A 24,615-nucleotide genomic window follows, 5' to 3' on the forward strand; every position below is an offset into this window, starting at 1 on the left:
TTCATTATTTCGCTTCTGCTACTTTTTCTTTTGCAGAACGTACTTGCTCGTCCGCATGATAAGAAGAACGTACAAGTGGGCCAGCTTCACAGTGGCTAAATCCTTTGCTAAGTGCAATTTCTTTAAGCTCTGCAAATTCTGCTGGTGGGTAATATTTAATAACTGGTAAATGCTTCTTAGATGGTTGTAGGTATTGTCCAAGAGTTAAAATATCCACATTGTTTGCACGTAAGTCATCCATTGCTTCAATTAAATCTTCTCTCGTTTCACCTAAGCCCAGCATAATGCTCGATTTAGTTGGAATATCAGGCTGCATTTCTTTTGCTCGACGTAAAAACTCTAATGAACGGTCATATTTTGCTCTAGCGCGAACTCGGTTAGATAATCGACGTACTGTTTCAATGTTATGGTTCAAAATATCTGGTTTTGCATCCATTAACATTTTTAAGTTTTCTTCTACCCCACCCATATCAGATGGTAATACTTCGATAGACGTGAATGGATTTTCACGACGTACAGCGCGTACTGTTTCAGCAAAAACAGCTGCTCCGCCGTCCTTTAAATCATCACGTGCAACCGCTGTTATAACAACGTGCTTTAAGCCCATTTGTACTACAGAATCTGCTACGCGTTCTGGTTCTTGTAAATCAAGCTCAGTTGGTAAGCCTGTTTTAACCGCACAAAAACGACAAGCACGTGTACAAACCGCACCTAAGATCATAAATGTTGCTGTTTTCCTTACAGCCCAGCATTCATGAATATTCGGACATTTCGCCTCTTCACAAACTGTATGAAGATTCTTAGAACGCATCATTTTCTTTAAGCCTGTATAGTTTTCATTCGTGTTTAACTTAATTTTCAACCATTCGGGCTTGCGCTTATACTCTGTTTGTTTTGTCATGGTTATCAACTCCGCACAATATGAAATAGTTTACCGTGTTCGCTTCTTTCAATGTAACATATCTATTCTAACGTATGAAAGCGATTTGCTCAAATGAAGATTCTAAGATTTTTTCCAATCGTTCCCTATAATGAAATACTCCGTATATCCCACACTAAAAAGAGTGATGTTGTGAAAGGAGTCTATTTCATGCTTCGAAAAATTTCTCTTTTGCTTTCGATTTGCTTTCTTCTCCACCAAAACATCGCTTACGGTGAAGATAATCAGCAAAGCATATATGAAAAGCGCATGGCACTATATAAAGAAACTGAGCAATCTTCCGGTATTCCGTGGTATTACTTAGCCGCAATGGATCAATACGAAAGAAACATACGGAGCGTAAGAAAAGATATTCCGAAAAAACCAGATGCCATCATTTCCCTTTATTTCAAACCTGAAATATGGGCTGGACCTGTTAATAGTAATGATACTCTCCCCCATACAATTTCTCTATTTGGCGGAATGGGTTTAGATGGTGACAAAGATGGATTTGCAAATGCAAATAACGACCGTGATCTTCTGCATACAGCAGCAACTATTTTAAAGAAACAAGGAACGTCGGAAGACCGTATTAACATTATGCTTTGGGAATATTATAGACGTGCAAAAACAGTTGAATTAATTACAGAATACGCCCGAATTTATAAACATTATGGACGCATTAATTTAGAAGGTAATGCTTTCCCTCTCCCGATTCGCAGTGACCATAGCTATCGTAGTACTTTCGGTGCTGGTAGAAGCTTTGGCGGCAGGAGGATTCATGAAGGAACCGATATTTTTGCTGGATATGGCGTACCAGTACGATCAACTTGCTATGGCGTTATTGAAACAAAAGGATGGAATCGTCTTGGTGGATGGCGCATTGGTATTCGTGACCTTCATAATAATTACCACTATTACGCTCATTTAGGCGGGTTCTCTAAAGAAATACAGCTCGGACAAATTGTCGAACCAGGAAAAGTAATCGGATTTGTCGGTAGTACCGGCTACGGTCCTCCTGGTACAGCTGGAAAATTCCCGCCCCACTTACATTTCGGCATGTATAAAGACAATGGCTATACAGAATGGGCTTTCGATCCATACATGCATTTAAGCCTTTGGGAACGAAAAGAACGAGCAAATACAAAACGATAACCGTAGCAAATTGCTACGGTTATTTTTATAAATATAAATCAATAGAACACTACTGACTAATTATCCGTTTTCTTTTTATCTGGTACAGTAACTCCGCCACTTCCGTAATAAGTAGGCACTTCACCTTGAACGATGCGCGTCGCAATCGGAATGTTTTGCTTCACCTTAATTTCTTTCGTGCGTAACGGAATCATAACTTGTAACGTCACTTCCACTTCCATAATAATTTTGATCGCCGTATTATTAATTCCTTGCGGCTCAACTAATTGTTTAATATCCGTATTCACATGACCAATTGGCGTAAAATTAATCGGAATATCCGGTCCTATATTACCAAGAAGCGCATTATCAGTTATGCGCCCAAAAGGAACTGACATAGATACCCCATTCTCTTCAAAAATACCAAGTGCTTTCGTATCCCCTTTTTCTACTTGTTGTAAATATTTTTCTATGTATGCAGTAGTCGATGTTAATATTTCATTTACTTGTTTTGTATTTAAATCAATTGTAGATACTTTCCCGTTCCTATCCGTTTGCACTTTCATTAATGAATCTACATCAAACCCTTCATTAATTCGGTCTTTTACCGCTTTCGTCATAACTGCTGTTGTCATTTTATGAGTCTCTGTTTCCCCATACTTAATTAACGTTGGCTGAATACTTTTATTTACAATCCATAAACCTTGAACTACCATTACGATAAAAATAATAAATGAAATAAGCAGTATATACCGAAAGGAAATCGGTCCCCTTCGAAACCGCGAATTTTTCGAACGAAATATGCCCATAAGAAAACCCTCCTTCTTATATTATTTCTATGCAAGAAAGAGGGACGATATATGCTTATCTCATTTTTAATAGTGCATCTTTTCCGATTGTGCCTACCGGAATACCTAAAGCTTCTGCTCCAGTCGTTACTGATTCCAGCGGTGCTTCAAGAAGTTGTTCAATCGTTCTTACACCAACCGCACGGCCAGCAATAATTCCTCGATCACCTAACTTCTCATTTAGAAGACCTACATCTAAAGCACCGCACATAATATATCCTTTATCGCTCATTACAGCTAGCAAATTTGTCTTTGGAAGTTTTACGCTAACAGCAATGAACGTATAGTTATCAATTATAATTGGATCTACATTAACCATAGTTCACACTCCTCTCTTTCTTATCTTTATGACAAGAGAAAAATGAGTGTTACAAGTTAACTAGCCTATAGTTTGACTGAAGATGTATAAGTTATCAACATGTCTGTTAGTACATCTCTAAGCAATTCCGGCATATAATATTGTTTGTCAGAAAGTGTGGATAGCTCTGGGTATAAGTATCCGAATGTAAACATATCAATCGTTCCTACCGTATATATCCGGTCTAATTCCAGCGATTCGCCGTTAATCAATACATCCTCTAGTAAAATTTTATTCCCTGGAATCGTATCTGGAATCACTTCCAAACCATCGTAAATCATTTTCCCCATTACTTTTCCACGAAATCCGAATCCTTTCACCTCAAGATTCTCCATATTCGGGCGGCGCGCTTTCAAAATAACTTCTCTTAACGTTTTCCCTGGTACTTTTAACAGACATGGATTAATGGGATGTGGACAAATCCGATGAATATCTCCGCGCGTCACAACACCTTCATTTAATCCCTCAAGAAGTACACCAGCATTCACCATCCCAACATCCGCATTACACCACTCTTTAAGTGCACTTGCCAACATATGAGAAAACGTCGTCTCCTTAAACCAATCAACCGGCAATGATTCTTTTAAATGAACGACAGGCTCAGCCATTATCTGTTTACTTTCTTCCTTTAGCATTTCAATTGTGGATAACGGCTCGCTATAAGCACCTAACCGTTCTGTCTTAATCGCTCTACCGTCTTTTTTCAACAGTCTCTTCGTCTCTTTATCCACAGTAAGCTGAACGTGACCAACGTAATGTCCCCACTTTTCACAACAGCAAAGCAAAGTATTATCCACAAGAACACCGCGCTCAAATAAATGATGCGTATGTGCCCCTAAAATAACATCTATATCATAATGCTCCGCCATATACTCATCCATACTTTTTCCAAGATGAGAAAGCACAACAGTAATATGAGCTGTATCCTTAACTTCTTCTAAAATAGACTCTAAATGGATGATTGGATCTTCAATATGCCAGTCTAACATATGATAAAACTCTGGATAAGCTACCGTTAATCCAATAAAGGCAATCGTAATCCCATCTGTCGTTGTATGTAATTTATAAGGCTGCGCCCACGCCGGACGTACACCTTCTTTTTCAAATAAATTCGCTACAAGCACCTCAAACCCAGCATCATCATATAGACGATTCAAATGCTCTTTCGCTAACGTAATTCCTTCATTATTTCCGATCGTTACATAATCATATAACGCCTCATTTAATAATTTTGTATTCCCAAGTCCATTTGTCGCTTCCGAAATACTATGAAAACGATCCACATGATCGCCAATATCCACAGTTAAAACAGTCTCTCCCGCTTCCTGTCTTCGCTTTTTCTCCCCTCGTACAAACCGAGAAATTTGCGGCCAATTTTCAAAATGACTATGTATATCGTTTGTATGATAAAGGTGGATGATTGTTTCTTTATTTATATTCAGAGAAAAAACCTCCTCTCAGTTCCTTACTGCCATTTACGCTATACGTACGCAATAATCCTGTAAATACTTTTCGTCTTTTCTTGCTATTCTACATTGTACTCGCATTATAAGAAAAAGCCAAAGATTGCCCTTTTAATATGGAAAACTTTATATTACTTTTTCTAGTGTGTTGATTAGTTTTGGGCGGGAATTTTTCGAGAGGTTTAGCGAGCAATGCGGCGGATTTGTCAGTATCTTTGTCTTACCTCTGGTCGTTCTCTTTTCGTATAAAATGTTGCGGGGGGTATGTTTGGGATTTCTTTTGTCTTATTTTGTCGACAAATCGATATTCCTTGTCGAACCGCTGATATATTGAAATAATCGCCGATATATTCCGAGTTGTGGTCGATATATTTGAATAATCGCTGATATATTTTACCGAACACCCACACGGGTATCTTACAGCCGAACCCGAATATACAACATAAAAAAGCGCCCTGCTATGCAGGGCGCTTTCTTCATACATATATTATCCAGTTCCAGCGGCTAGAATGTTCGGTGGCTTCACTTCTTCCTATGAGGCAAAAAGCGCCTCTACGTCAGAAGCTCCATCCCCCTCACATTCTGAACGAGCCGCTTCCACTTTCATATATTGTCCAGCTTCGCCTCCTAGACCCTCATGTCTAAGAACCTTCCGCACCAGAAGATAAAAAGCATCTTCTGTACGAAAGAACCTTAGCCAACGGGTCTGGACAGTCGGCTCCGCATTTCTATTTAACCAATAGAACCTTCCATCTCAAACTTGATTAGGCGGTTCATTTCAACTGCGTATTCCATTGGAAGTTCGCGAGTGAATGGCTCGATGAAGCCCATTACGATCATTTCTGTAGCTTCTTGCTCAGAAATACCGCGGCTCATTAGGTAGAATAATTGTTCTTCTGATACTTTAGATACTTTCGCTTCGTGCTCAAGTGAAACGTAATCGTTTTTGATTTCGTTGTAAGGAATTGTATCAGATGTAGATTGGTTATCCATGATTAACGTGTCACACTCGATGTTAGAGCGAGAGTTTTTCGCTTTTGGTCCGAATTGTACGATACCACGGTAAGTTACTTTACCACCATGCTTCGCAATCGATTTAGAAACGATTGTTGAAGACGTGTTTGGTGCTAAGTGAATCATTTTCGCACCAGCATCTTGGTGTTGGCCTTTACCAGCAATCGCGATAGATAATGTTAAACCACGAGCGCCTTCGCCTTTTAAGATAACTGCTGGGTATTTCATCGTTAATTTAGATCCGATGTTACCGTCAATCCATTCCATCGTTGCGTTTTCTTCACAAACCGCACGTTTTGTAACTAGGTTGTATACGTTGTTCGCCCAGTTTTGGATTGTTGTATAACGGCAATATGCATCTTTTTTAATGATGATTTCTACTACCGCACTATGAAGTGAGTTAGTAGTGTAAACAGGTGCTGTACAACCTTCTACGTAGTGTACGTGTGCGCCTTCGTCTACGATGATAAGCGTACGCTCGAATTGTCCCATATTTTCAGAGTTAATACGGAAATACGCTTGAAGTGGTGTATCAACTTTAATACCTTTTGGAACGTAGATGAATGATCCACCAGACCAAACTGCAGAGTTTAATGCAGAGAATTTGTTGTCTGTTGGTGGGATTACTTTTCCGAAATGCTCACGGAAAATATCTTCGTTCTCTTTTAATGCGCTATCTGTATCTTTGAAGACGACTCCTAGATCTTCTAGGTCTTCTTTCATGTTGTGGTATACAACTTCAGATTCGTACTGTGCAGATACACCAGCTAAATATTTTTGCTCAGCTTCAGGAATACCTAATTTATCAAATGTCGCTTTAATTTCCTCAGGTACTTCATCCCAAGACTTCTCAGATTTCTCAGATGGTTTTACGTAGTACGTAATTTCATCGAAATCTAAGTCGTTTAAGTCGCCGCCCCATTGTGGCATTGGCATTTCATAGAACTTATCCAGTGATTTTAAACGGAAGTCTAACATCCACTGTGGTTCTTCTTTCATACGTGAAATCTCTTCAACGATTTCTTTTGTTAAACCGCGTCCAGCACGGAAAATCGAAACGTCTTTATCCTTGAAACCATATTTATAATCGCCGATATCTGGCAGTTGCTTCGCCATGTTGGTGTGTCCCTCCTTATATAACCTCGTTTTTAGGAACCTTTAACATTACTTATCTTCGTTTAAGCCCTTTTCTAACGCTTTCCACGCTAATGTTGCACATTTAATACGTGCCGGGAACTTGCATACGCCTTGTAATGCTTCAATATCTCCTAAATCAATGCTGTCATCATACTCTTTTCCTAGCATCATGTCAGAGAAAATTTTAGAAAGCTTAAGAGCCTCTTCGATTTTCTTTCCTTTTACTGCTTGTGTCATCATTGAAGCTGAAGACATTGAAATTGAACATCCTTCGCCTTCAAACTTCGCTTCTTGTACAATACCCTCTTCTACTTTCATCGTAAGTTGAATACGATCGCCGCAAGTTGGATTGTTCAAGTTAACGGTAACACTATCTTCTAACACGCCATGGTTACGAGGATTTTTATAATGATCCATAATAACTTGACGATATAACGTATCTAAATTATTAAATGACATTTGTGAAATACTCCTTTGTCTTGATTAGCGATTCAACAAATGTATCAATTTCTTCTTTTGTATTATATAAATAGAAGCTCGCACGTGCTGTAGAAGAAGCTTTTAGCCACTTCATAAGTGGTTGTGCACAGTGATGTCCTGCGCGAACCGCAATGCCTTCTACATCTAATACAGTTGCTACATCGTGAGGATGTACGTCTTCAATATTAAATGTAACTAGACCAGCGCGATGCTTTGGACCATAAATTGTAACGCCATCTACTTCTGATAGTCTCTCTAAAGCGTATTGCGCTAATTCATGTTCATGCTTTTCAATATTATGAAGACCGATTTCTTCTAGGAAATCAATTGCCGCACCAAGTCCGATTGCATTACCGATAATCGGTGTACCTGCTTCGAACTTCCACGGAAGCTCTTTCCAAGTAGACTCTTGTAAGTCTACGAAATCAATCATTTCACCACCAAATTCAATTGGTTCCATATTGTTTAGCAATTCTTTCTTACCATATAATACGCCGACACCTGTTGGTCCGCACATCTTATGAGCAGATAATGCGTAGAAATCACAGTTTAAATCTTGTACATCCACTTTCATATGAGGTGCACTTTGTGCTCCATCAACGATCATGATTGCACCGTTTTCATGTGCGATTGCTCCGATTTCTTTTACAGGGTTAATCGTTCCAAGTACGTTAGAAACGTGCATGATAGAAACGATTTTTGTATTCGGTGTAACTGTTTGACGAACATCTTCTAAAGAAATTGTACCGTCTAGTTGAAGCGGAAGGTATTTTAAAGTTGCACCAGTTTTCTTCGCAACTTGTTGCCACGGAATGATGTTACTATGGTGCTCCATGTAAGAGATGACGATTTCATCGCCTTCTTTTACATTATCAAGACCATAGCTAGCTGCTACTGTATTTAATGCAGTTGTCGTTCCGCGCGTGAAAATAATCTCTTCCATTGATTTCGCATTAATAAACTTGCGAACTTTCTCACGTGCACCTTCATACGCGTCGGTAGCTTTCGTACCGAGCGTATGAACACCGCGATGCACGTTAGAATTATATTCTTTATAATAACGTTCTAACGTTTCAATGACTTGAATTGGTTTTTGAGAAGTTGCTGCACTATCGAAATAAACAAGTTGTTTGCCGTTCACTTTTTGATCAAGAATTGGAAACTGTTTGCGTATTTCATGAATATTCATTAGCGAACTTTCCTTTCAATTACCTCAACAAGCTGTGCTTTTACTCCTTCAATTGGAAGCTCATTTACTACAGGTGCTAAGAATCCATGGATGACTAAACGTTCTGCTTCGCGTTTTGGAATCCCACGGCTCATCAAGTAGTATAATTGGTATGGATCTACGCGGCCTACTGAAGCTGCGTGACCTGCCATTACATCATCTTCATCGATTAAAAGAATTGGGTTTGCATCACCGCGAGCTTTCTCGTCTAACATAAGAACGCGAGAAGATTGTTGTGCATTTGATTTAGATGCACCGTGTTCAATCTTACCAATTCCATTAAAGATAGATGTTGCACTATCTTTTTGTACTCCGTGTTTTAAAATCCAACCTTCAGAGTGTTTACCGAAATGAACAACTTTAGTTGTAAAGTTTTGTGTTTGGTTACCACGGCCAATTGTTACTGTTTTTGTATCAGCAAATGATCCGTCGCCCATTAAGTTCGTAACGTTCTCTGAGATTGTATTTCCGTCATTCATTAGGCCTAGAGCCCAATCAATACGGCCGTCGCGTCCAACAATGCCGCGGCGGTTAACGTAAGTTGTTACGTCTTTTGCTAATAGATCAACCGCACCAAATTTCACTTGTGCGCCTTGTTCCACGATTACTTCTGCTACGATATTTGCAATACCTTTAGCATTTTCATTTGCAACGTAGTTTTCTACATATGTTGCAGTACTGTTCGCATCAGCTACGAATAATACGTGGTTATATACGTTAGCTTCTTCGCCGTCTACTAAGAATACAGCTTGAAGTGGAGTTTCAAGAACAACGTTTTTCGGAACATATACGAATGCACCGCCGTTGATTAATGCAGCATGAAGTGCAGTTAGACGATGCTCGTCTACTTTCACGCCGTCTTTCATTAAGTACTTTTGTACTAGTTCAGCATGCTCTGTTGCAGCTGTTACGATGTCTGTAAAAATAACACCTTTTTCTTTCGCTTCGTCTGCTAAAGAAACGAAAGCAGTTGTACCAGTACGTTGTACTAATACGCTGTTATTTTCATCGATTAAGTTTTTCACTGCTTCTGGAAGCTCTGTTAAAGAACTTACAGGCTCTTGCTTAGCAGCGTCGCCTTTTCCGATAAAGTCCCATTTTTCAATTTTCGTTTTATCAGGCGTTGGCATTGGAAGTTCAGTTGCTTGTGCAAGAGCTTGTAAGCGGAACTCAGTCAACCAAGCAGCTTCGTTTACTTCGCTTGCGCGCTGACGGATTGTTTCTTGATCGAAAGGTAATGTACCGATTGTCATGTTTATGCTCCTCTCTTACGCTTCTTGCTCTGCTGTTTCGTCTTCAATACCTAATTCTTTTTTAATCCAGTCGTAACCTTCAGCTTCTAGACGTTGAGCAAGCTCAGGGCCACCAGATTTAACGATACGACCGTTCATCATAACGTGAACGAAGTCTGGAGTGATGTAGTTTAATAAACGTTGGTAATGCGTAATCATTAGGCAGCCGAACTCTTCGCCGCGCATTTGGTTAATACCTTTAGATACAACTTTTAATGCATCGATATCAAGACCTGAGTCGATTTCATCTAAGATTGCAATTTTTGGCTCGATCATCATTAATTGAAGAATCTCATTACGTTTTTTCTCACCGCCAGAGAAACCTTCGTTTAAGTAACGTTGTGCCATTTCTGGATCCATTTCTAGGAATTCCATGTTTTTATCTAATGTACGGATAAATTTCATAAGAGAAATTTCTTCGCCTTCTTCACGACGTGCATTAATTGCAGAACGTAAGAAGTCAGCGTTTGTTACTCCGCTAATTTCACTTGGATATTGCATTGCTAAGAATAGACCTGCTAGTGCGCGCTCGTCTACTTCCATTTCTAATACATCTTCACCGTCGATGATGATGCTACCTTCTGTTACTTCATACTTTGGGTGACCCATAATCGCAGAAGATAAAGTTGATTTACCTGTTCCGTTAGGTCCCATAATTGCGTGGATTTCTCCACCTTTTACTTCAAGGTTTACACCTTTTAAAATTTCTTTACCGTCGATTGATACGTGTAAGTCTTTAACCGTTAATGTAGAACCAGCCATCTCAATACCTCCATTAATCCTCTATATACATTTTAAAAATTACTAAAACGTTCATATTCTCATTTTATTCTCATTCTAATCTTATAGCAAATAAAATGATATCGCAAACGACGAAAAAAAGTAACAATTTTTTCACAAATGTATATAAGTATTTCCCTTGCATCCTTATATGATACACTTTTCTTCTTATATATATAAAGAAAAAAGGACTGGGAATTTCCCAATCCTTTCCTGCACTTATTCATTTACTGGAAGTACAGCACCTTTATATTCTTTATTGATAAAGTCTTGAATTTCTTTTGAATGCAATACATCTACTAACTCTTTAATTTCTTTTTTCTTCTCGTCACCTTTACGAACTGCGATAATATTTGCATAAGGAGAGTCTGATCCTTCAATTGCAATTGCATCCTTTGTTGGATTTAATTTCGCATCAATTGCGTAGTTTGAATTAATAAATAAAGCATCACCTTCATTGTTTTCGTACAGCTTCGGTGAAAGTCCAGGTTCTACATCTGTTTTAAACTTTAAATTTTTCGGATTTTCTACAACATCTTTTACTGTTGCTTTAACAACATCTACACCGTCTTTTAATTTAATAGCGCCGCCTTTTTGTAACAATGCGAGCATACGACCACGCTCCGCTACGTTATTACTCATAATAACTGTTCCGCCATCTGGAAGTTCTTTTAAGCTTTTATATTTCTTAGAATAAATGCCCATTGGCTCTAAATGAATTTTTCCTGCATTTACAATTTTGTATCCTTTTTCTTGAATCTCTTTATCTAAATAAGGGATATGTTGAAAATAATTTGCATCGATTTCTTTATCAGCTAATGCCTTATTTGGTAAAACATAATCCTGGAATTTTTTTATCTCTAACTTAATGCCCTTTTTCTCTAATATTGGCTGTGCCTTTTCTAAAATAACAGCGTGCGGTATATTAGAAGCGCCAACGACAAGCTTATTCTCATCTTTCCCCCCGCAAGCAGCTAATGTAAATACAGACAGTGCTGTAACAACTGACAATAGAATCTTTTTCATATGATGTCCCCTTCTCCCCTATAGTTATGTAGTAAAAAAAGGACCGGCATACACCAGCCCTTTTTCCGCAATTATTCTTTTACAGGAACAACTGCCCCTTTATATTCTTTAGTAATAAAGTCTTCAATTTCTTTAGAATGCAGTACTTCTATAAGAGCTTTAATCTCTTTTTTATCTTTATCGCCTTTACGAACAGCTACTACGTTTGCGTATGGAGAATCATTTCCTTCAATTGCAATCGCGTCTTTTTCTGGGTTTAATTTCGCATCAATTGCATAGTTAGAATTAATTAGAACCGCATCGCCTTCTTTATTGTTATACACTTGTGGCAATAACCCAGGCTCGATATCTGTTTTGAACTTTAAGTTTTTCGGATTATCCGCAATATCTTTTGGAGTTGCTTTAACTGGCTCTACTCCGTCTTTAATTTTTAAAATGCCTTCTTTTTGTAAAATTGCTAAACCACGACCATGATCAGTAACAGAATTACTCATAATAATTGTCGCCCCGTTTGGAAGTTCTTTTAAGCTCTTATATTTTTGAGAATACACACCAATCGGTTCTAAATGAATTTTTCCTGCTATTTCAAAATCATATTTCTTATCTTTGATCTCTTTTTCTAAATACGGAATGTGCTGAAAGTAGTTTGCATCTAATTCTTTATCTGCTAACGATTTATTCGGTAACACGTAGTCTTGGAATTTTTTAATTTCTAACTCAATTCCTTTTTTCTCAAGTAACGGTTTTGCCTTTTCTAAAATTTCAGCGTGCGGTACGTTAGAAGCACCAACAACAAGTTTCTTTTCATCTTTATCTTTCCCGCCACAAGCAGCTAACCCAAAAATTGAAGTTGAAATAAGTGCTGTAAGTAATAATTTTTTCATTTAAAATATCCCCCTGTTTTCATTATCTTTTATCTATTCGAGTCGTTAAACTATCACCAATCCACTGAATTAAAAATACAACGAGTAATACACAAATTGTCGCAACGATTGTTACATCGTTATTTCCACGCTGGAATCCCTCTAAGTAAGCAAGTGTTCCAAGACCACCAGCACCAACAACACCTGCCATTGCTGTATAGCCTACTAAAGCAATAGTCGTAACCGTAATACCAGATACTAACGCTGGTAACGATTCTGGAATTAACACCTTCAAAATAATTGTGCTTGTTTTTGCTCCCATCGCTTTTGAAGCTTCAATTACACCTTTATCAATCTCACGAAGCGCGATTTCAACCATTCTCGCGTAAAATGGTGCCGCTCCAATAATTAAAGCTGGCAGCGCTGCACTCGCTCCGAGTATTGTTCCAAGAAGAATCTTTGTGAACGGGATTAATAAAATAATTAAAATGATGAACGGTATAGAACGGAAAATGTTTACGAACGCTCCAATCACCGTATTAATCGCTTTATTTTCCCATAAATTATCTTTCGCTGTCATAAAGAGTAATAGTCCTAAAATAAGTCCTAAAACAAATGTGGCAAGTGCTGCGATTGCCGTCATATATAACGTTTCACCAGTTGCTTCTAACATTTGATTCCAATCAATATTTGCGATTAACTTATCCATGTGCAATCACCTCCAGCTCTACTTGATCTTGATGAATCCCTTCTATTGCTTGCTGGATCGCTGTTTCTTCACCATTTAAATGAACGACTAAACTCCCGTAAGATCCGTTATTCGTTTGCGCGATATTTCCTTGCAAAATGCTAACTTCTATATCACCGCGCTGCATTAACCTTTGAAGTACCGGTCTTTCTACCGCTTCACCGACAAACTGCAAACGAATTACTTTTCCATCTGGATACTTTTCTATTAAACTTTCAATCGTTTCATTTGTATCTTCAGAATCTGTTAACTGCTGTACAAATCGTTTTGTAATGTCTTGCTGTGGATTACGGAATACGTCAAGTACTGGACCCGTTTCTACGATCTTCCCTTTCTCCATTACAGCAACTCGATTACAAATTTTGCGAATAACGTGCATCTCATGCGTAATCAATACAATTGTTAAGCCGAGACGCTTATTAATATCTAACAATAAATCTAAAATTTGATCTGTCGTTTCCGGATCAAGAGCTGACGTTGCTTCATCACATAAAAGTACTTGTGGATTATTTGCTAACGCTCTTGCAATCCCGACGCGCTGCTTTTGTCCACCACTTAGCTGAGATGGGTACGCGTCTCCTCTTCCTTCTAATCCAACAAGATGAATTAACTCATCGACACGTTTTCTTCTCTCCGCCTTATCGACACCTGCAATTTCAAGTGGGAATGCGATATTTTCACGCACAGTTCGTGACCAAAGTAAGTTGAAATGCTGAAAAATCATTCCGATTTCTTGTCTTGCCTTACGAAGTTCATTTCCAGTAATCGCTGAAATCACACGATTCGCAATTGTAATTTGGCCAGAAGTTGGTTTCTCTAACTGATTAAACAATCTGATTAACGAACTTTTCCCAGCGCCACTATATCCGATAACACCAAATATTTCGCCTTTCTCTATTTGTAAGTTGGCGTTATCTACAGCAGTGACATCACCGCTTTTTGCCTTATATATTTTCTTTACATTTTCTAATAAAATCATGATGTTCACCCCTTTTTTGTTTAAAAAGCGTAAGCGGCTCGTTTAGAACAAGAGGGCGTTGGAATCCCAGACGTAGAGGCGCTTTTTGCCTCATAGGAAGGGATGAAACGACCGACTGTTCTAGCCGCTGGAGCTGGATTTCATAAAACTTTGGATAGACTCCGCATTTTTTTATTTTTCATGCGTGTAGTCCATCGTTATAGCTCCTCTTATTATTTGAATGTCCTCCGCATTCAAACAACAAAAAACCTTTCCGCTTCTAGAGAAGCAGAAAGGTTTATATGCGTATATAACAACATTATCCCTCTCTCTCATCTCTCAAAGCATTTGCTTTGCAGGAATTGGCACCATTTCAACATAAGTTGACGGTTGCCGGGCTTCACAGGGCACAGTCCCTCCACCTCTCTTAATAAGAGAAATCAGATTAAATTTTCGTCTGATTTAAAATTTATAAAATTGTCTATATTTTATGAATTGAATTGTATCAATATCCACACGCTCTGTCAACAGAAATTTTCGTAAAAAAAGAAACTTCAGAATTTTAAGCTCCGACTGACATCGGTTTACATATATGAAACATCGATTCAACTAATAACATCGTTCGATACGTTCCAGAATATTGTACCCGTCCATCACTCATTAACTTTTGCAACCTCATATTTCCAGTCACTAATTTTTGTACATCCTCTTCCTCTAAACAAACGATTTGTTCCGTTCCTCTCGCCTCTTTCAAAAGTTCTATATAATCTCTTGAAATTTGTAACGAACAGCATTCATCTCCAAAACGAAAATTAACAGTTCTTTCTCCTTGCCTTAAAAGCGGTTCTAAATGATATTGACCATTAGCGTAATTTACAAATGATTGAAGCAAAGAATATAATTTCATCCTAAACCACATCCCTCATATCACTTTCTATTACATACCATTCCCTCTTATTAAAGGGCAATCCTGTTATTTTCGCTCGACAAATACTGTATCTATCATGCATGTCGACATATTTCCCAAGAAATATGTCGAGGCGGCAAAAACTTTGCCGCCTACTTTAATTCCGTATATAAATATTCAACCGAATGAAATGCATATATTTTCTTCATCAGTGTCCCATTTTCAAAAATAAGTAAACACGGTACACTTTCTATCCCATACTCTTTCGCTAAATGTGGGGCATAATTTAAATCTAACATTCCAATTTTTAAATCTTCAATCGTCATCTCAACGACCGTTAACATCTTCTTTGCCAATTGGCATGTTCCACACATTGGTGTATACACATATAACACTGTTTTTTCTTCATTTCCTATTAGGGCTGTAGCTTCGGCACCTGTCCAATCAATCACTTCTATCATTCCTTACCGTAAATATTCTGTATAAACGTCAATGTCTGCTCCCCATAATACATTTGCTAAATGTGAAGAAGGTGCAGTCGCCACCTCGCGATACGAGCGATCAATATAAATATGCTCTGCTTGCGGAAATTCTTTTCGGAATTGTTTCCTTAACTTTTCTCCTGCATCATCAGCATCCACTAGCACATATACGTCCTTATCAAAAAATTGATCAATGAGCTCATCCATTTTCGACAAACCAATTGTACCATTTGTACAAACAATTTCCACTGGTTCACGAATAATAGATTCAATCTTTCTTCTATCCGATTTACCTTCTACAATAATGACTTTTTCCACATAAATCATATGTCATCACCCGATCACCATATACTATACAACCTTTAACTTAGTATATAGTATATTCGTTATTTTCATGTTGTTTCCTGTTTATTTTTGCAAAAGAAAAGCGGAACCGACTGTTTAGCCCTGTTGGCTAAGGTTCTTTCGCACAGAAGACGCTTTTTGTCTTCTCGTACGGAAGGTTCTTAGACATGAAGGGCTAGGAGGTGGAACTAGACAATGAAAAGCGGAAGCGGCTTGCTCAGCATGAAGCCTCCATGAAAAAAGTTTTTCAAAAACGTTCTCCTACATAATAATTAATATATATGTTTTTAAATTCATTATGTACACAACATAAAAAAGGACAGCACAAAGGCTGTCCTTTTTCTTCGACTATAATTAGTCTTGGTTTGTCATTTCCGCATATTTTTCTGCAGTTAATAACTTCTCAACTTGGCTTGCATCAGAAAGTTCAACTTTAACCATCCATGCACCCTCGTATGGAGATTCGTTAACTAGTTCTGGTTGGTCACTTAATTCTTCGTTTACTGCTACAACTTTACCACTTACAGGTGCGTATAATTCAGAAACTGTTTTAACAGATTCTACGCTTCCGAATGGCTCGTCAGCTTGGATTGTTGCACCTACTTCAGGAAGTTCAACGAATACGATATCGCCTAACTCACCTTGCGCAAAATGAGTAATACCGATAACAACCGCATTACCTTCTGTTTTTACCCATTCGTGTTCTTCAGAGTAACGTAAATTATTTGGAATGCTCATGACTGTACCTCCAGTGAATGTATTAATTATGTAAAAATACCTTATTGGTACTTTTTCCACACACTTTCAAACTGCTCTTCGTTAAAACCAAGTGTTACACTCGTTCCATCTGTTACAATTGGACGTTTAATTAACATGCCATCAGATGCTAAAAGCTCGTACATTTCGTCTTCGCTTGCATCCTTTAACTTATCTTTTAAACCAAGTTCGCGGTAACGCATTCCACTTGTATTAAAGAATTTTTTTAATGGTAATTCACTTTTCTCATGTAAATTACGTAAATCTTCTTTTGACGGTGGATTTTCAACAATATGAATCATCTCATATGCTACATCGTTTGCCTCAAACCATTTCTTTGCTTTTTGACATGTGCCACATTTTGGATATGAATAAAATGTTACTGTCATAAATTCACCTACTTTTTTACTAACCTTTACCTTTATCATATAGAAAACATTTTATTATTTCAAACGATTATTCGCTAAACTTTTACTTATTTCGTGATAATTTTTAATAATCCTGCTAATTTTTCTTATTTTTCCGCCATTTATTAAGAAAAATTAAATATATAATTTTTTCTCATCCCACGCCGAACATATATCTTAAACAAACGTTTGATTAATTTCATATTTTTCTACCTCACCCTTCGGAATACGTAGATTCTTTTATACCGAACATATACCTTAAACAAACGTTTGATTAATTTCATGTTTTTCTACCACAACCTTTGGAATACATGAATTCTTCCATACCGAACATACCTCTTAAACAAACGTTTGATTAATTTCATGTTTTTCTATATCACCTTTGGAATACATGATTTTCTATACCGAACATATATCTTAAACAAACGTTTATCCCGCTATTTGCGGGCAGTAAGACTCCCACCTCGAATTTCGGCAAATGGGAGGAAGTTAGGTGGGAGATAACTGCCCGTAAGAGCCCGATTGGTGCGGGCTAATAATCAGTGGGGGGCTGGACAAAACCCCCACTGATTAAAGTTTCACTTTATTTAAAAAATAAGAAGCCCTTTTACAGGCTCCTTCATCATCGACTTAAATAGTCCGAAATGGTTTGAAATACTACTATATACATATTATGAATACTTTCTTCTGTATTTCCACCATTCGATAAACCTACTCCCCATTGTTGCCCTTCGCCACTTCCAATATTTGCAAAACCTTGCGCGTACATAGCATTTACATCTTTTCGTGCACTGTTATACTCTATCCCTTTTGTAATAAAAGTTGAATATGATTTATCTTGTAAACCAATAAAAAACACTGGTTTCTTTAGCGATGAAAATACATCTTTATACTGCTCTTTCGAAGCTTCTTGAAAGTGCTCTTTCATTATTAGAAAACCATCTACTGCTCCAGATTCCTTTTTCAGTTCTTCTAACGTCACTTTTTCAAACTTTATATTTCTAAATGTATCTTTCGGCTTTTCACCAACAACTCCAATGACGAGTGCTCTCCCGTTATATTCTAAATTCTCTCCTTCTTTATCTTTTGCACACCCAGTACTCACCAGGCATAACAATATAAAAACTAAGAAATACAGTGAACGCTTCATATAGCACCCTCCCCCTCTTTTAAGTCAAGTGACAAAAATGTAAGGTGAATTCAAGAAAATGTAAGTAAAATCGATAGCCCAATTGGATTTTCTATATTATAATCAATTGAATTTATTTACATTACTAAAACATAGGAGATTATCATGAAGAAATTTAAACTTTCATCTCTTCTTCCGTTAAGTTATATACTTCTACTCGTACTCGTAAGTCCCCTTTACGATGTATTAAATAAATCTACTGTTCACGCAGTAGATGTCACAACTGTAGTAGATGATTGGATTCCATTTGTCAAAGCATTTATTATTCCTTACTTACTTTGGTTTCCATACTTATACGGTGCACTTATTTATTACTGTTTTGCTGATCGAAAGCAATATTATGTCACTTTAAGTAGTGTAATTCTTGGAAAACTTGCTTGTTTTTCGATTTATTTTTTTTGGCAGACAACTGTACCACGCCCAACCGTCGTTGGAACAGATGTATTTTCCGAACTAGTCCGCTATATTTATAGTATTGATCATCCAGTAAACTGCTTCCCAAGCATTCATGTCCTTACGACATTTGTAATTATGTTAGCTGCCTTTAAGCGTAGAGAACAGCATACTTTGGAATATTACATCCTTACTTTCTTCGGTACGCTTATTATTTTATCAACATTATTTACGAAGCAGCATGCATTTGTAGACGCTATTTCTGGAATGACGCTTGCAAGCGTACTATACTTTGGTGTTCAGCTATTATTAGCAAAAGAAACAGTACGTGTTCCAGTAAAACAAAATCAAAAAATGTAAAAAGCAGACTGTGGCTTCAGTCTGCTTTTCTCTATATTAAGGAGATTTTCAAATTAAGATTGTGGTACAGTCATGTCACCAGAATGAATACGACCTGCTTTTTTAAGAGCAATGTAAAGTATATAAGAAACAGCTACTGGAATGATGATATAAGTGATTACCATCGCTGGGACAACTTCCCACCCTTGGCTGGAAATTAAATTAATTGGAGCTATAAGAGAGCTTAATCCAAGACCTGCAATTTCTTTTCCTGCTTCCAGTTGGAAAATTAGTGCCGATACTGGGCCAACTATTGCACTGGCGACGACAGTTGGGACGAGAATCATTGGATTTTTAGTAATGTTCGGTAACTGCACTTTTGGAGTACAAAGTGCCTGGGCTAATATGCCACCTAAGTTATTTTCTTTCGCTGAAATAACAGAGAATCCGATAAATTGAGCAACACATCCTGCAAGTGCTGCACCGCCTGCAACGCCGTCTAAACTAAGTGCTATTGCTAACGCAGCTGATGAAGCTGGAGAGATAAGTAACAATCCCCAAACTACAGCAATCACGATAGAAGCGATAAACGGGCTACCAGCTGAACTATCTTTAATGAATGCTCCAACTGTATTTAAAACTGGGCTAATATTTTGAGCTAACCAAATACCGACTAAACCAGAACCTAATATTGCTGCAAATGGAACGAGCATCATATCTAAAGCAGTTTTTCCACTTAATCGTTTACCAATATAAACTGCTAAAGTCGCTGTTAATAATGCACCGATTGGTTCACCTGTTTTAATGATGAGACCAGCTTCAGTAATTGAAATTGAACCAGCTCCAATTGCTCCAGCTACCATCGCTGAGAAAATTACGAGTCCGTTTGCACCGAGCATAAAGGCAATCCCGGCTCCAATTGCTGGTGCCATAAGTGATTTTGCAACAACTCCGATTGTAATAAGTAATGGGAGATCAACAATTCTTCCTATATTTTCGATCAGTAAACCAATTCCAAGGGATACGAAAATACCCTGTGCGATTCCGGCTGAAGCTTTAAACACACGAGACATTATATATTCCTTCATTTGTTTCACCTTCTCCTATAATTTAGTAACCAATTGTTTTCATATAATCGCGTAAAACATCGTTTGATTTTGCAAAGCGACTTTCTTCATCTTCTGATAAGTTTAGTTCTACCACTTCTCTTATACCATCTCTAGTAATAATTGCTGGTACTCCTGTACAAATATCGTATTCGCCATATTCACCATCTAAAATGGCTGAAACAGCGATAACACGGTGATCATCATTGAAAATTGAGCGAGCAATATAAGCTAAAGAATTTCCGATTCCGTAATAAGTAGTTCCTTTGCGCTTATAAATTTCCCATCCAGCTTTTGCAGTCTTCTCAACAATTTCATCTAAATCTATTTCACCAAATTGGTCTTTTTTCTCTTCTAAAATTTGTAAAATCGACTTTCCACCAACAGTTACGTGAGACCAAGCAACCATTTGAGAATCACCATGTTCTCCTAATGAATACCCATGAATACTACGAGGATCTACATGTAACATTTCAGATAAAATTGTTCTTAAGCGAGAAGAATCTAGTGATGTACCTGTACCAATCACACGATTTCTAGGTAATCCAGATAACTTCCACACTTGATATGTAATAATGTCAACTGGGTTCGATGCGAGTAAGAAAATGCCATCAAATCCACTTTCCATTACGCCGCCAACAATGCTTTCCATAATCTTTGCACTTGCTCCTAAAGTGTCTAAACGGCTTTGTCCAGGTTTTGGCGCTGGTCCTGCTGTAATAATTACAATGTCCATATCTTTGCAGTCTTCATAACTTCCTGCATATACTTTTGTTCTTGTATTTGTAAAGTTAATGCAATGTGATAAATCCATCGCTTCTCCAACTGCTCGTTCATGATTTATATCAATTAATAATAATTCTTCACATATGCCTTGATTCACAATTGAATACGCACAGCTCGATCCAACTAATCCAGTACCAATAATTGCAATTTTTCTTGTGTTTCTATTCATAGCAATCTCTCCTAATCGATCATGTAATCTATTTCTTTTGTTCTTTACACTCCTAATTATAAAGATTCCCACGATAGAAACCATGGATACTTTGTGAAACATTGAACAAACTTTTGTCCTTTTTGTGAATTGTTATATTCGATTTTCGTCATATTTGTTACAACTGAAAAAATATTTTTTATGTATTTATTGACATATACCAAACAAAAAAACGAGCGAATCCATTCGCTCGTTTCATTCATCACACTATTCCGCACTTAATTGACTTTTTAATTGCTGTACAATCATTGGATTAGCAGGTGCTGCCGGTTTGTAATAACTCTTTTGCTTTGCGTATTCATACATATTACGTTGACGCATCTCATCTTGATTACGAATTTGAATTAACGTTTGATGTAACTGTTCATTATCAGACTGAGAAATATAATTTGCATAACTTGTTAAACTTGAATTTAACCCTGCTAAATAATCATTTACCATATCTTTTTCATTCATTTCCCTCTTCCTCCTATCCTAGAAAATTCATTAATTGCTGTTTCGTATTTCGTGCATCTTGTGCATCCTTTTGTAGCATTTGCTTTAGCTGTGGATCTGTACAAGCCTGTGCATACTGGTCCAATTTGTTAATAATCGTCGCATGTCCACCAATTAAATGACGTAAGTTTTCTACTTCAAGCTCTGTTAAGTTTTGCATAGAACATACCCGCCTTTCTTTGTTCATTCATCATTTATTATTTGATTCTTTTTAAATCATATTCATTAAAAACTTTTTTAAATCCCTTTCATACTCCAACCAACTACATCTATTTATTTAAATGAATTTTTGTTATAATAACAGAATAATACGAATGTTTAAAATAGGAATTGTAACATCTGCTAACAAATAAACCATATTAAGAAGGTATGCTTATGCAAAAAAAGTTTAAAGTTATCTTCTTTATTGTTTATGCAATCCTATATATGAAATTATTAATTGATATATTAACTTCAAAGCCATTACTCACTTCTATACCGTTACATATGTTATTTCTCATTTGTTTCTTATTTATAGCACTTAACAATTATAAAAATCGTAACAATACATTTTTCCTAATATTTATTAGTGCGACTCTATTAGTAAGTGTTAGTTTAATTAAAATCACGATTTTATAAACCTCTTACCAATTTATCTACATACAAAGGAGCAATGACTATGAAAATCCATAACTTCCTTACAAACACTCAAAAAAATTATGATCCGAATCCAAGCCAAGACCCTTTCGTATTTATGTTTTTCAACTTCTTATTAGCAATACATACATTTCTAAAGCCTGCAAAATAATATCATTTAACTAAAAAGAGCCGTTTACAAATACATATGTAAAACAGCTCTTTTCCAGTTAATATTTTCTTTTCAAAACTACGATAGTTAAAGCATACGAACAAAGTACTCCAGCTAATAAAAATGCATTTGCTAACTTATACTGTTCGCCTGTCAATGAATATAGATTCCCAATTAAAAAGATAACTAAATATAGAAATAAAAATACAAACAATGAAATTTTAGCTGCATTCCCTGTAATATGCTCGCCTCTTTCATCTTCCCCTTCATTCTTCTGAAAACGTGTTGAATATAAAACACCTATCAGTCCTGCTATTGAGATTATTATCCCTATTACAATACTCATTCCGTTTCCCCCTCTATCTTATATTGAAAAACTTCATGAAACTCCTTACCTAAAATATGCGCAATTTCAAAAGCTAAAATTAAAGATGGATTGTAACGATTCGCTTCAATTGAGGCGATCGTTTGTCTACTTACCCCAGCTTTGTTCGCTAAATCCGTTTGTGACCAGCGTTTTTCTGCTCTAAGTACAATGAGATTATTTTGTAAATTCCCACTCTGTTTCATAACCTCTCCTCGTTTTACATTATTTTCTATATTTTTATTGTAATTTATTTTTAACATCATATAAACTATTTTTAACATTAGTAAAGTAAAACTTTAATCCTCCCACCTACCGTTCTTTTAAAATCATATGCATTAAAAAACCTTAGAATCGATTCTAAGGTTTCCGGGTGTCTCGCTTCCTATTCAATCTCTCATTACATGTAATCCTTTAATAAACGTTTCCAATAACACATGTAAACTTGTATCTAAATCTAGCGGCAAACCAAATCCACCCTGCTGTTCAATCGACGCAAACCCATGACAAATACTTCTGAATCCACGTGTCGCATGAAGTGCATTCTCTCCTTCTAAGCCGTATTGTTGTAAAACATGAAGACAAAGCTTTACAATTCCGTCACCTGCTTTTCTTACTTCTTCATCTCGTAAAAAAGTTGCTTCATACAATCCAGGATGTTTGCGTACGAATGCTACATACGCTTCTCCTAAAGCATGAACTGCTTCATCCATACGTTTACCCTCAGCCGCTTCTTCCAGTCTGTTATGCAGCTGTTTTATTCCGTAAATACCAAGATTTTTCCGTACATCTTGTAAACCTTTCACATGATTGTATAGCGAGGGAGAACGTATCCCTAACCTTTGTGCTAATGAAGCTAACGTTACTTCTTGTATTCCATTTGTATCTGCAATTTCGGCCGCTGTTTCTACAATTTTCTGTAATGTAAGTCCGATTCTCGGTGACATAAATTAACCTTCTTTCATACTTTCTATATTCCGCTTAGCTTCCTTAATAGCAAGTTTTATGACAGTGCCTGGATCCTTTATCATTTTCCCATGTCCTGCCGCAAGCAAGGAAGGCTCATATTCGCTTAGCTTCTCTGCACTTTGTAATGATATTTCTTTGCACCACGTTGCCATCGCAGGAAACGGAAACCAAAATTTCATTTGACCCGAAACAGCCATACCTCCTCTTGTTTGGAATGCATCCCCGACAATAAGAGCTTTATTTCGTACATCAAGAAACGACATGGATCCTGGCGTATGTCCCTGTGTCATAATCGCAAGAAGTGATCCAACTCGGTCGCCATCTTCCAATAAAACATCAGGTACCGTTTTTACCTTTTTAGGTACACCGCCTTTTATCGGTATATTCGGTTCATCCTCTTGTAACGTCGTATCTCCCTCTAACAGCTTTGCGTCCCGCTTAGAAATATAGACTGGAACATTAGGAAGTACTTCCTTTAATGCGTCTAGTGCACCGATATGATCATCATGCGCATGTGTTAATACAATCTTAGTAATGGGTTTCCCTATGTTCTCAGCCGCCTGTAAAATACCTTTTGCGCTATATGGCAAAGCCGCATCAATTAAAGTTAAACTATCTTCTTCCTCCACAAAGTAACAATTCACAGGAAACACTCTTGGTAAAAATGACAATTGATATACCGTTTTTTCATGTATCATTCTCATATTTCCAGCTCCCTTTCCGAAAAAACTAATGCTATTAGTTTTATTATACTAATGGCATTAGTTTTATGTCACTAAAAATTTCATTTTTTCAAAAAAAATAACAGTAGTCGTATAAACGACTACTGTTATT

General features: G+C 37.1%; 31 protein-coding genes and 1 riboswitch. Of the genes, 4 read left to right on the forward strand and 27 right to left on the reverse strand.

Annotation, left to right across the window (positions count from 1 at the left end):
• Nucleotides 1-4: 4 nt before the first annotated feature.
• Entirely contained in the window at nt 5-901 is an 897-nt protein-coding gene (gene lipA / locus ABH960_RS00390; RefSeq protein ID WP_002015922.1) for a lipoyl synthase, read from the reverse strand.
• 189 nt (nt 902-1,090) lie between these two features.
• On the opposite strand from lipA, the gene ABH960_RS00395 reads away from it, so the two are divergent.
• Nucleotides 1,091-2,074, forward strand: coding sequence for a M23 family metallopeptidase (locus ABH960_RS00395; protein WP_002034579.1), 984 nt, complete (start codon nt 1,091-1,093; stop codon nt 2,072-2,074).
• 56 nt (nt 2,075-2,130) lie between these two features.
• Here ABH960_RS00395 and yunB read toward each other — a convergent pair whose 3' ends face one another.
• The 18 genes from yunB to ABH960_RS00485 form a co-directional block, all read right to left on the reverse strand.
• The gene (gene yunB / locus ABH960_RS00400) at nt 2,131-2,862 is read right to left on the reverse strand and encodes a sporulation protein YunB (protein ID WP_404441911.1); all 732 of its coding nucleotides are present in this window, start codon (nt 2,860-2,862) and stop codon (nt 2,131-2,133) included.
• Between the two features lie 55 nt (nt 2,863-2,917).
• Complete coding sequence (locus ABH960_RS00405) at nt 2,918-3,220, reverse strand: YunC family protein (protein ID WP_404441913.1); 303 nt, start codon at nt 3,218-3,220, stop codon at nt 2,918-2,920.
• A 65-nt stretch (nt 3,221-3,285) separates the two neighbouring features.
• The gene (locus ABH960_RS00410) at nt 3,286-4,701 is read right to left on the reverse strand and encodes a bifunctional metallophosphatase/5'-nucleotidase (protein WP_404442589.1); all 1,416 of its coding nucleotides are present in this window, start codon (nt 4,699-4,701) and stop codon (nt 3,286-3,288) included.
• A 753-nt stretch (nt 4,702-5,454) separates the two neighbouring features.
• On the reverse strand, nt 5,455-6,852 hold the full coding sequence (gene sufB, locus ABH960_RS00415) for a Fe-S cluster assembly protein SufB (protein WP_002015928.1): 1,398 nt from the start codon (nt 6,850-6,852) through the stop codon (nt 5,455-5,457).
• A 48-nt stretch (nt 6,853-6,900) separates the two neighbouring features.
• Entirely contained in the window at nt 6,901-7,332 is a 432-nt protein-coding gene (gene sufU / locus ABH960_RS00420; RefSeq protein WP_002089369.1) for a Fe-S cluster assembly sulfur transfer protein SufU, read from the reverse strand.
• Complete coding sequence (sufS, locus tag ABH960_RS00425; RefSeq protein ID WP_002015930.1) at nt 7,322-8,542, reverse strand: cysteine desulfurase SufS; 1,221 nt, start codon at nt 8,540-8,542, stop codon at nt 7,322-7,324. The genes sufU and sufS overlap by 11 nt, the downstream gene beginning before the upstream one ends.
• The gene (gene sufD / locus ABH960_RS00430; protein WP_002015931.1) at nt 8,542-9,834 is read right to left on the reverse strand and encodes a Fe-S cluster assembly protein SufD; all 1,293 of its coding nucleotides are present in this window, start codon (nt 9,832-9,834) and stop codon (nt 8,542-8,544) included. Before sufD ends, sufS begins: the two co-directional genes overlap by 1 nt.
• A gap of 15 nt (nt 9,835-9,849) precedes the next feature.
• On the reverse strand, nt 9,850-10,635 hold the full coding sequence (sufC, locus tag ABH960_RS00435) for a Fe-S cluster assembly ATPase SufC (protein WP_002015933.1): 786 nt from the start codon (nt 10,633-10,635) through the stop codon (nt 9,850-9,852).
• Nucleotides 10,636-10,872: 237 nt separating this feature from the next.
• The gene (gene metQ, locus ABH960_RS00440) at nt 10,873-11,679 is read right to left on the reverse strand and encodes a methionine ABC transporter substrate-binding lipoprotein MetQ (protein ID WP_003192184.1); all 807 of its coding nucleotides are present in this window, start codon (nt 11,677-11,679) and stop codon (nt 10,873-10,875) included.
• 71 nt (nt 11,680-11,750) lie between these two features.
• Entirely contained in the window at nt 11,751-12,563 is an 813-nt protein-coding gene (metQ, locus tag ABH960_RS00445; RefSeq protein ID WP_002015935.1) for a methionine ABC transporter substrate-binding lipoprotein MetQ, read from the reverse strand.
• A 22-nt stretch (nt 12,564-12,585) separates the two neighbouring features.
• Nucleotides 12,586-13,251, reverse strand: coding sequence for a methionine ABC transporter permease (locus ABH960_RS00450; protein ID WP_002129754.1), 666 nt, complete (start codon nt 13,249-13,251; stop codon nt 12,586-12,588).
• Nucleotides 13,244-14,269, reverse strand: coding sequence for a methionine ABC transporter ATP-binding protein (locus ABH960_RS00455; protein WP_061673671.1), 1,026 nt, complete (start codon nt 14,267-14,269; stop codon nt 13,244-13,246). The genes ABH960_RS00450 and ABH960_RS00455 overlap by 8 nt, the downstream gene beginning before the upstream one ends.
• 308 nt (nt 14,270-14,577) lie before the next feature.
• A riboswitch (SAM riboswitch) is annotated at nt 14,578-14,685 on the reverse strand.
• A gap of 125 nt (nt 14,686-14,810) precedes the next feature.
• Nucleotides 14,811-15,155, reverse strand: coding sequence for a hypothetical protein (locus ABH960_RS00460; protein WP_002015939.1), 345 nt, complete (start codon nt 15,153-15,155; stop codon nt 14,811-14,813).
• A gap of 152 nt (nt 15,156-15,307) precedes the next feature.
• Entirely contained in the window at nt 15,308-15,616 is a 309-nt protein-coding gene (locus ABH960_RS00465; RefSeq protein WP_002015940.1) for a thioredoxin family protein, read from the reverse strand.
• A 3-nt stretch (nt 15,617-15,619) separates the two neighbouring features.
• A complete protein-coding gene (locus ABH960_RS00470; RefSeq protein ID WP_000640865.1) occupies nt 15,620-15,964 on the reverse strand; it encodes a toprim domain-containing protein in 345 nt (114 codons plus the stop codon).
• 372 nt (nt 15,965-16,336) lie between these two features.
• On the reverse strand, nt 16,337-16,720 hold the full coding sequence (gene gcvH, locus ABH960_RS00475; protein ID WP_000026895.1) for a glycine cleavage system protein GcvH: 384 nt from the start codon (nt 16,718-16,720) through the stop codon (nt 16,337-16,339).
• A gap of 41 nt (nt 16,721-16,761) precedes the next feature.
• Nucleotides 16,762-17,127: an arsenate reductase family protein gene (locus ABH960_RS00480; protein ID WP_002129756.1), complete on the reverse strand. Its 366-nt coding sequence runs from the start codon at nt 17,125-17,127 to the stop codon at nt 16,762-16,764.
• Between the two features lie 640 nt (nt 17,128-17,767).
• Nucleotides 17,768-18,295: a hypothetical protein gene (locus ABH960_RS00485; protein WP_404441920.1), complete on the reverse strand. Its 528-nt coding sequence runs from the start codon at nt 18,293-18,295 to the stop codon at nt 17,768-17,770.
• Nucleotides 18,296-18,439: 144 nt separating this feature from the next.
• On the opposite strand from ABH960_RS00485, the gene ABH960_RS00490 reads away from it, so the two are divergent.
• On the forward strand, nt 18,440-19,087 hold the full coding sequence (locus ABH960_RS00490; RefSeq protein WP_002129758.1) for a phosphatase PAP2 family protein: 648 nt from the start codon (nt 18,440-18,442) through the stop codon (nt 19,085-19,087).
• Nucleotides 19,088-19,140: 53 nt separating this feature from the next.
• Here the strand turns inward: ABH960_RS00490 and ABH960_RS00495 are convergent, their stop codons facing one another.
• The 4 genes from ABH960_RS00495 to ABH960_RS00510 form a co-directional block, all read right to left on the reverse strand.
• Nucleotides 19,141-20,154 carry a PTS sugar transporter subunit IIC gene (locus tag ABH960_RS00495; RefSeq protein ID WP_404441922.1) on the reverse strand — a complete coding sequence of 338 codons (1,014 nt, stop codon included), beginning with the start codon at nt 20,152-20,154 and terminating at the stop codon, nt 19,141-19,143.
• A 22-nt stretch (nt 20,155-20,176) separates the two neighbouring features.
• Nucleotides 20,177-21,127, reverse strand: coding sequence for an L-lactate dehydrogenase (locus ABH960_RS00500; RefSeq protein WP_431182324.1), 951 nt, complete (start codon nt 21,125-21,127; stop codon nt 20,177-20,179).
• A gap of 246 nt (nt 21,128-21,373) precedes the next feature.
• A complete protein-coding gene (locus ABH960_RS00505; protein ID WP_002015950.1) occupies nt 21,374-21,622 on the reverse strand; it encodes a spore coat protein in 249 nt (82 codons plus the stop codon).
• A 13-nt stretch (nt 21,623-21,635) separates the two neighbouring features.
• Nucleotides 21,636-21,821, reverse strand: coding sequence for a hypothetical protein (locus ABH960_RS00510; RefSeq protein WP_201034464.1), 186 nt, complete (start codon nt 21,819-21,821; stop codon nt 21,636-21,638).
• A 215-nt stretch (nt 21,822-22,036) separates the two neighbouring features.
• On the opposite strand from ABH960_RS00510, the gene ABH960_RS00515 reads away from it, so the two are divergent.
• Nucleotides 22,037-22,279 (forward strand): hypothetical protein, encoded by a 243-nt coding sequence (locus ABH960_RS00515; protein ID WP_219301032.1) that lies wholly within the window; start codon nt 22,037-22,039, stop codon nt 22,277-22,279.
• Between the two features lie 40 nt (nt 22,280-22,319).
• Entirely contained in the window at nt 22,320-22,448 is a 129-nt protein-coding gene (locus tag ABH960_RS00520) for a hypothetical protein (protein ID WP_404441925.1), read from the forward strand.
• A 58-nt stretch (nt 22,449-22,506) separates the two neighbouring features.
• On the opposite strand, the gene ABH960_RS00525 is transcribed toward ABH960_RS00520, so the two are convergent.
• From ABH960_RS00525 to ABH960_RS00540, 4 genes are all read right to left on the reverse strand, one after another.
• Nucleotides 22,507-22,794 (reverse strand): DUF2178 domain-containing protein, encoded by a 288-nt coding sequence (locus ABH960_RS00525; protein ID WP_404441927.1) that lies wholly within the window; start codon nt 22,792-22,794, stop codon nt 22,507-22,509.
• Nucleotides 22,791-23,018, reverse strand: a complete 228-nt coding sequence (locus ABH960_RS00530; protein ID WP_404442592.1) for a helix-turn-helix transcriptional regulator — start codon at nt 23,016-23,018, stop codon at nt 22,791-22,793. Before ABH960_RS00530 ends, ABH960_RS00525 begins: the two co-directional genes overlap by 4 nt.
• A 183-nt stretch (nt 23,019-23,201) precedes the next feature.
• Nucleotides 23,202-23,759: a TetR/AcrR family transcriptional regulator gene (locus ABH960_RS00535; protein WP_404441929.1), complete on the reverse strand. Its 558-nt coding sequence runs from the start codon at nt 23,757-23,759 to the stop codon at nt 23,202-23,204.
• Nucleotides 23,760-23,762: 3 nt separating this feature from the next.
• Nucleotides 23,763-24,485, reverse strand: a complete 723-nt coding sequence (locus ABH960_RS00540) for an MBL fold metallo-hydrolase (protein ID WP_404441931.1) — start codon at nt 24,483-24,485, stop codon at nt 23,763-23,765.
• Nucleotides 24,486-24,615: the final 130 nt, after the last annotated feature.

Origin of the sequence: Bacillus sp. RC252, from assembly GCF_044909215.1 — a bacterium.
GTDB classification, from domain to species: Bacteria; Bacillota; Bacilli; order Bacillales; family Bacillaceae_G; genus Bacillus_A; species Bacillus_A mycoides.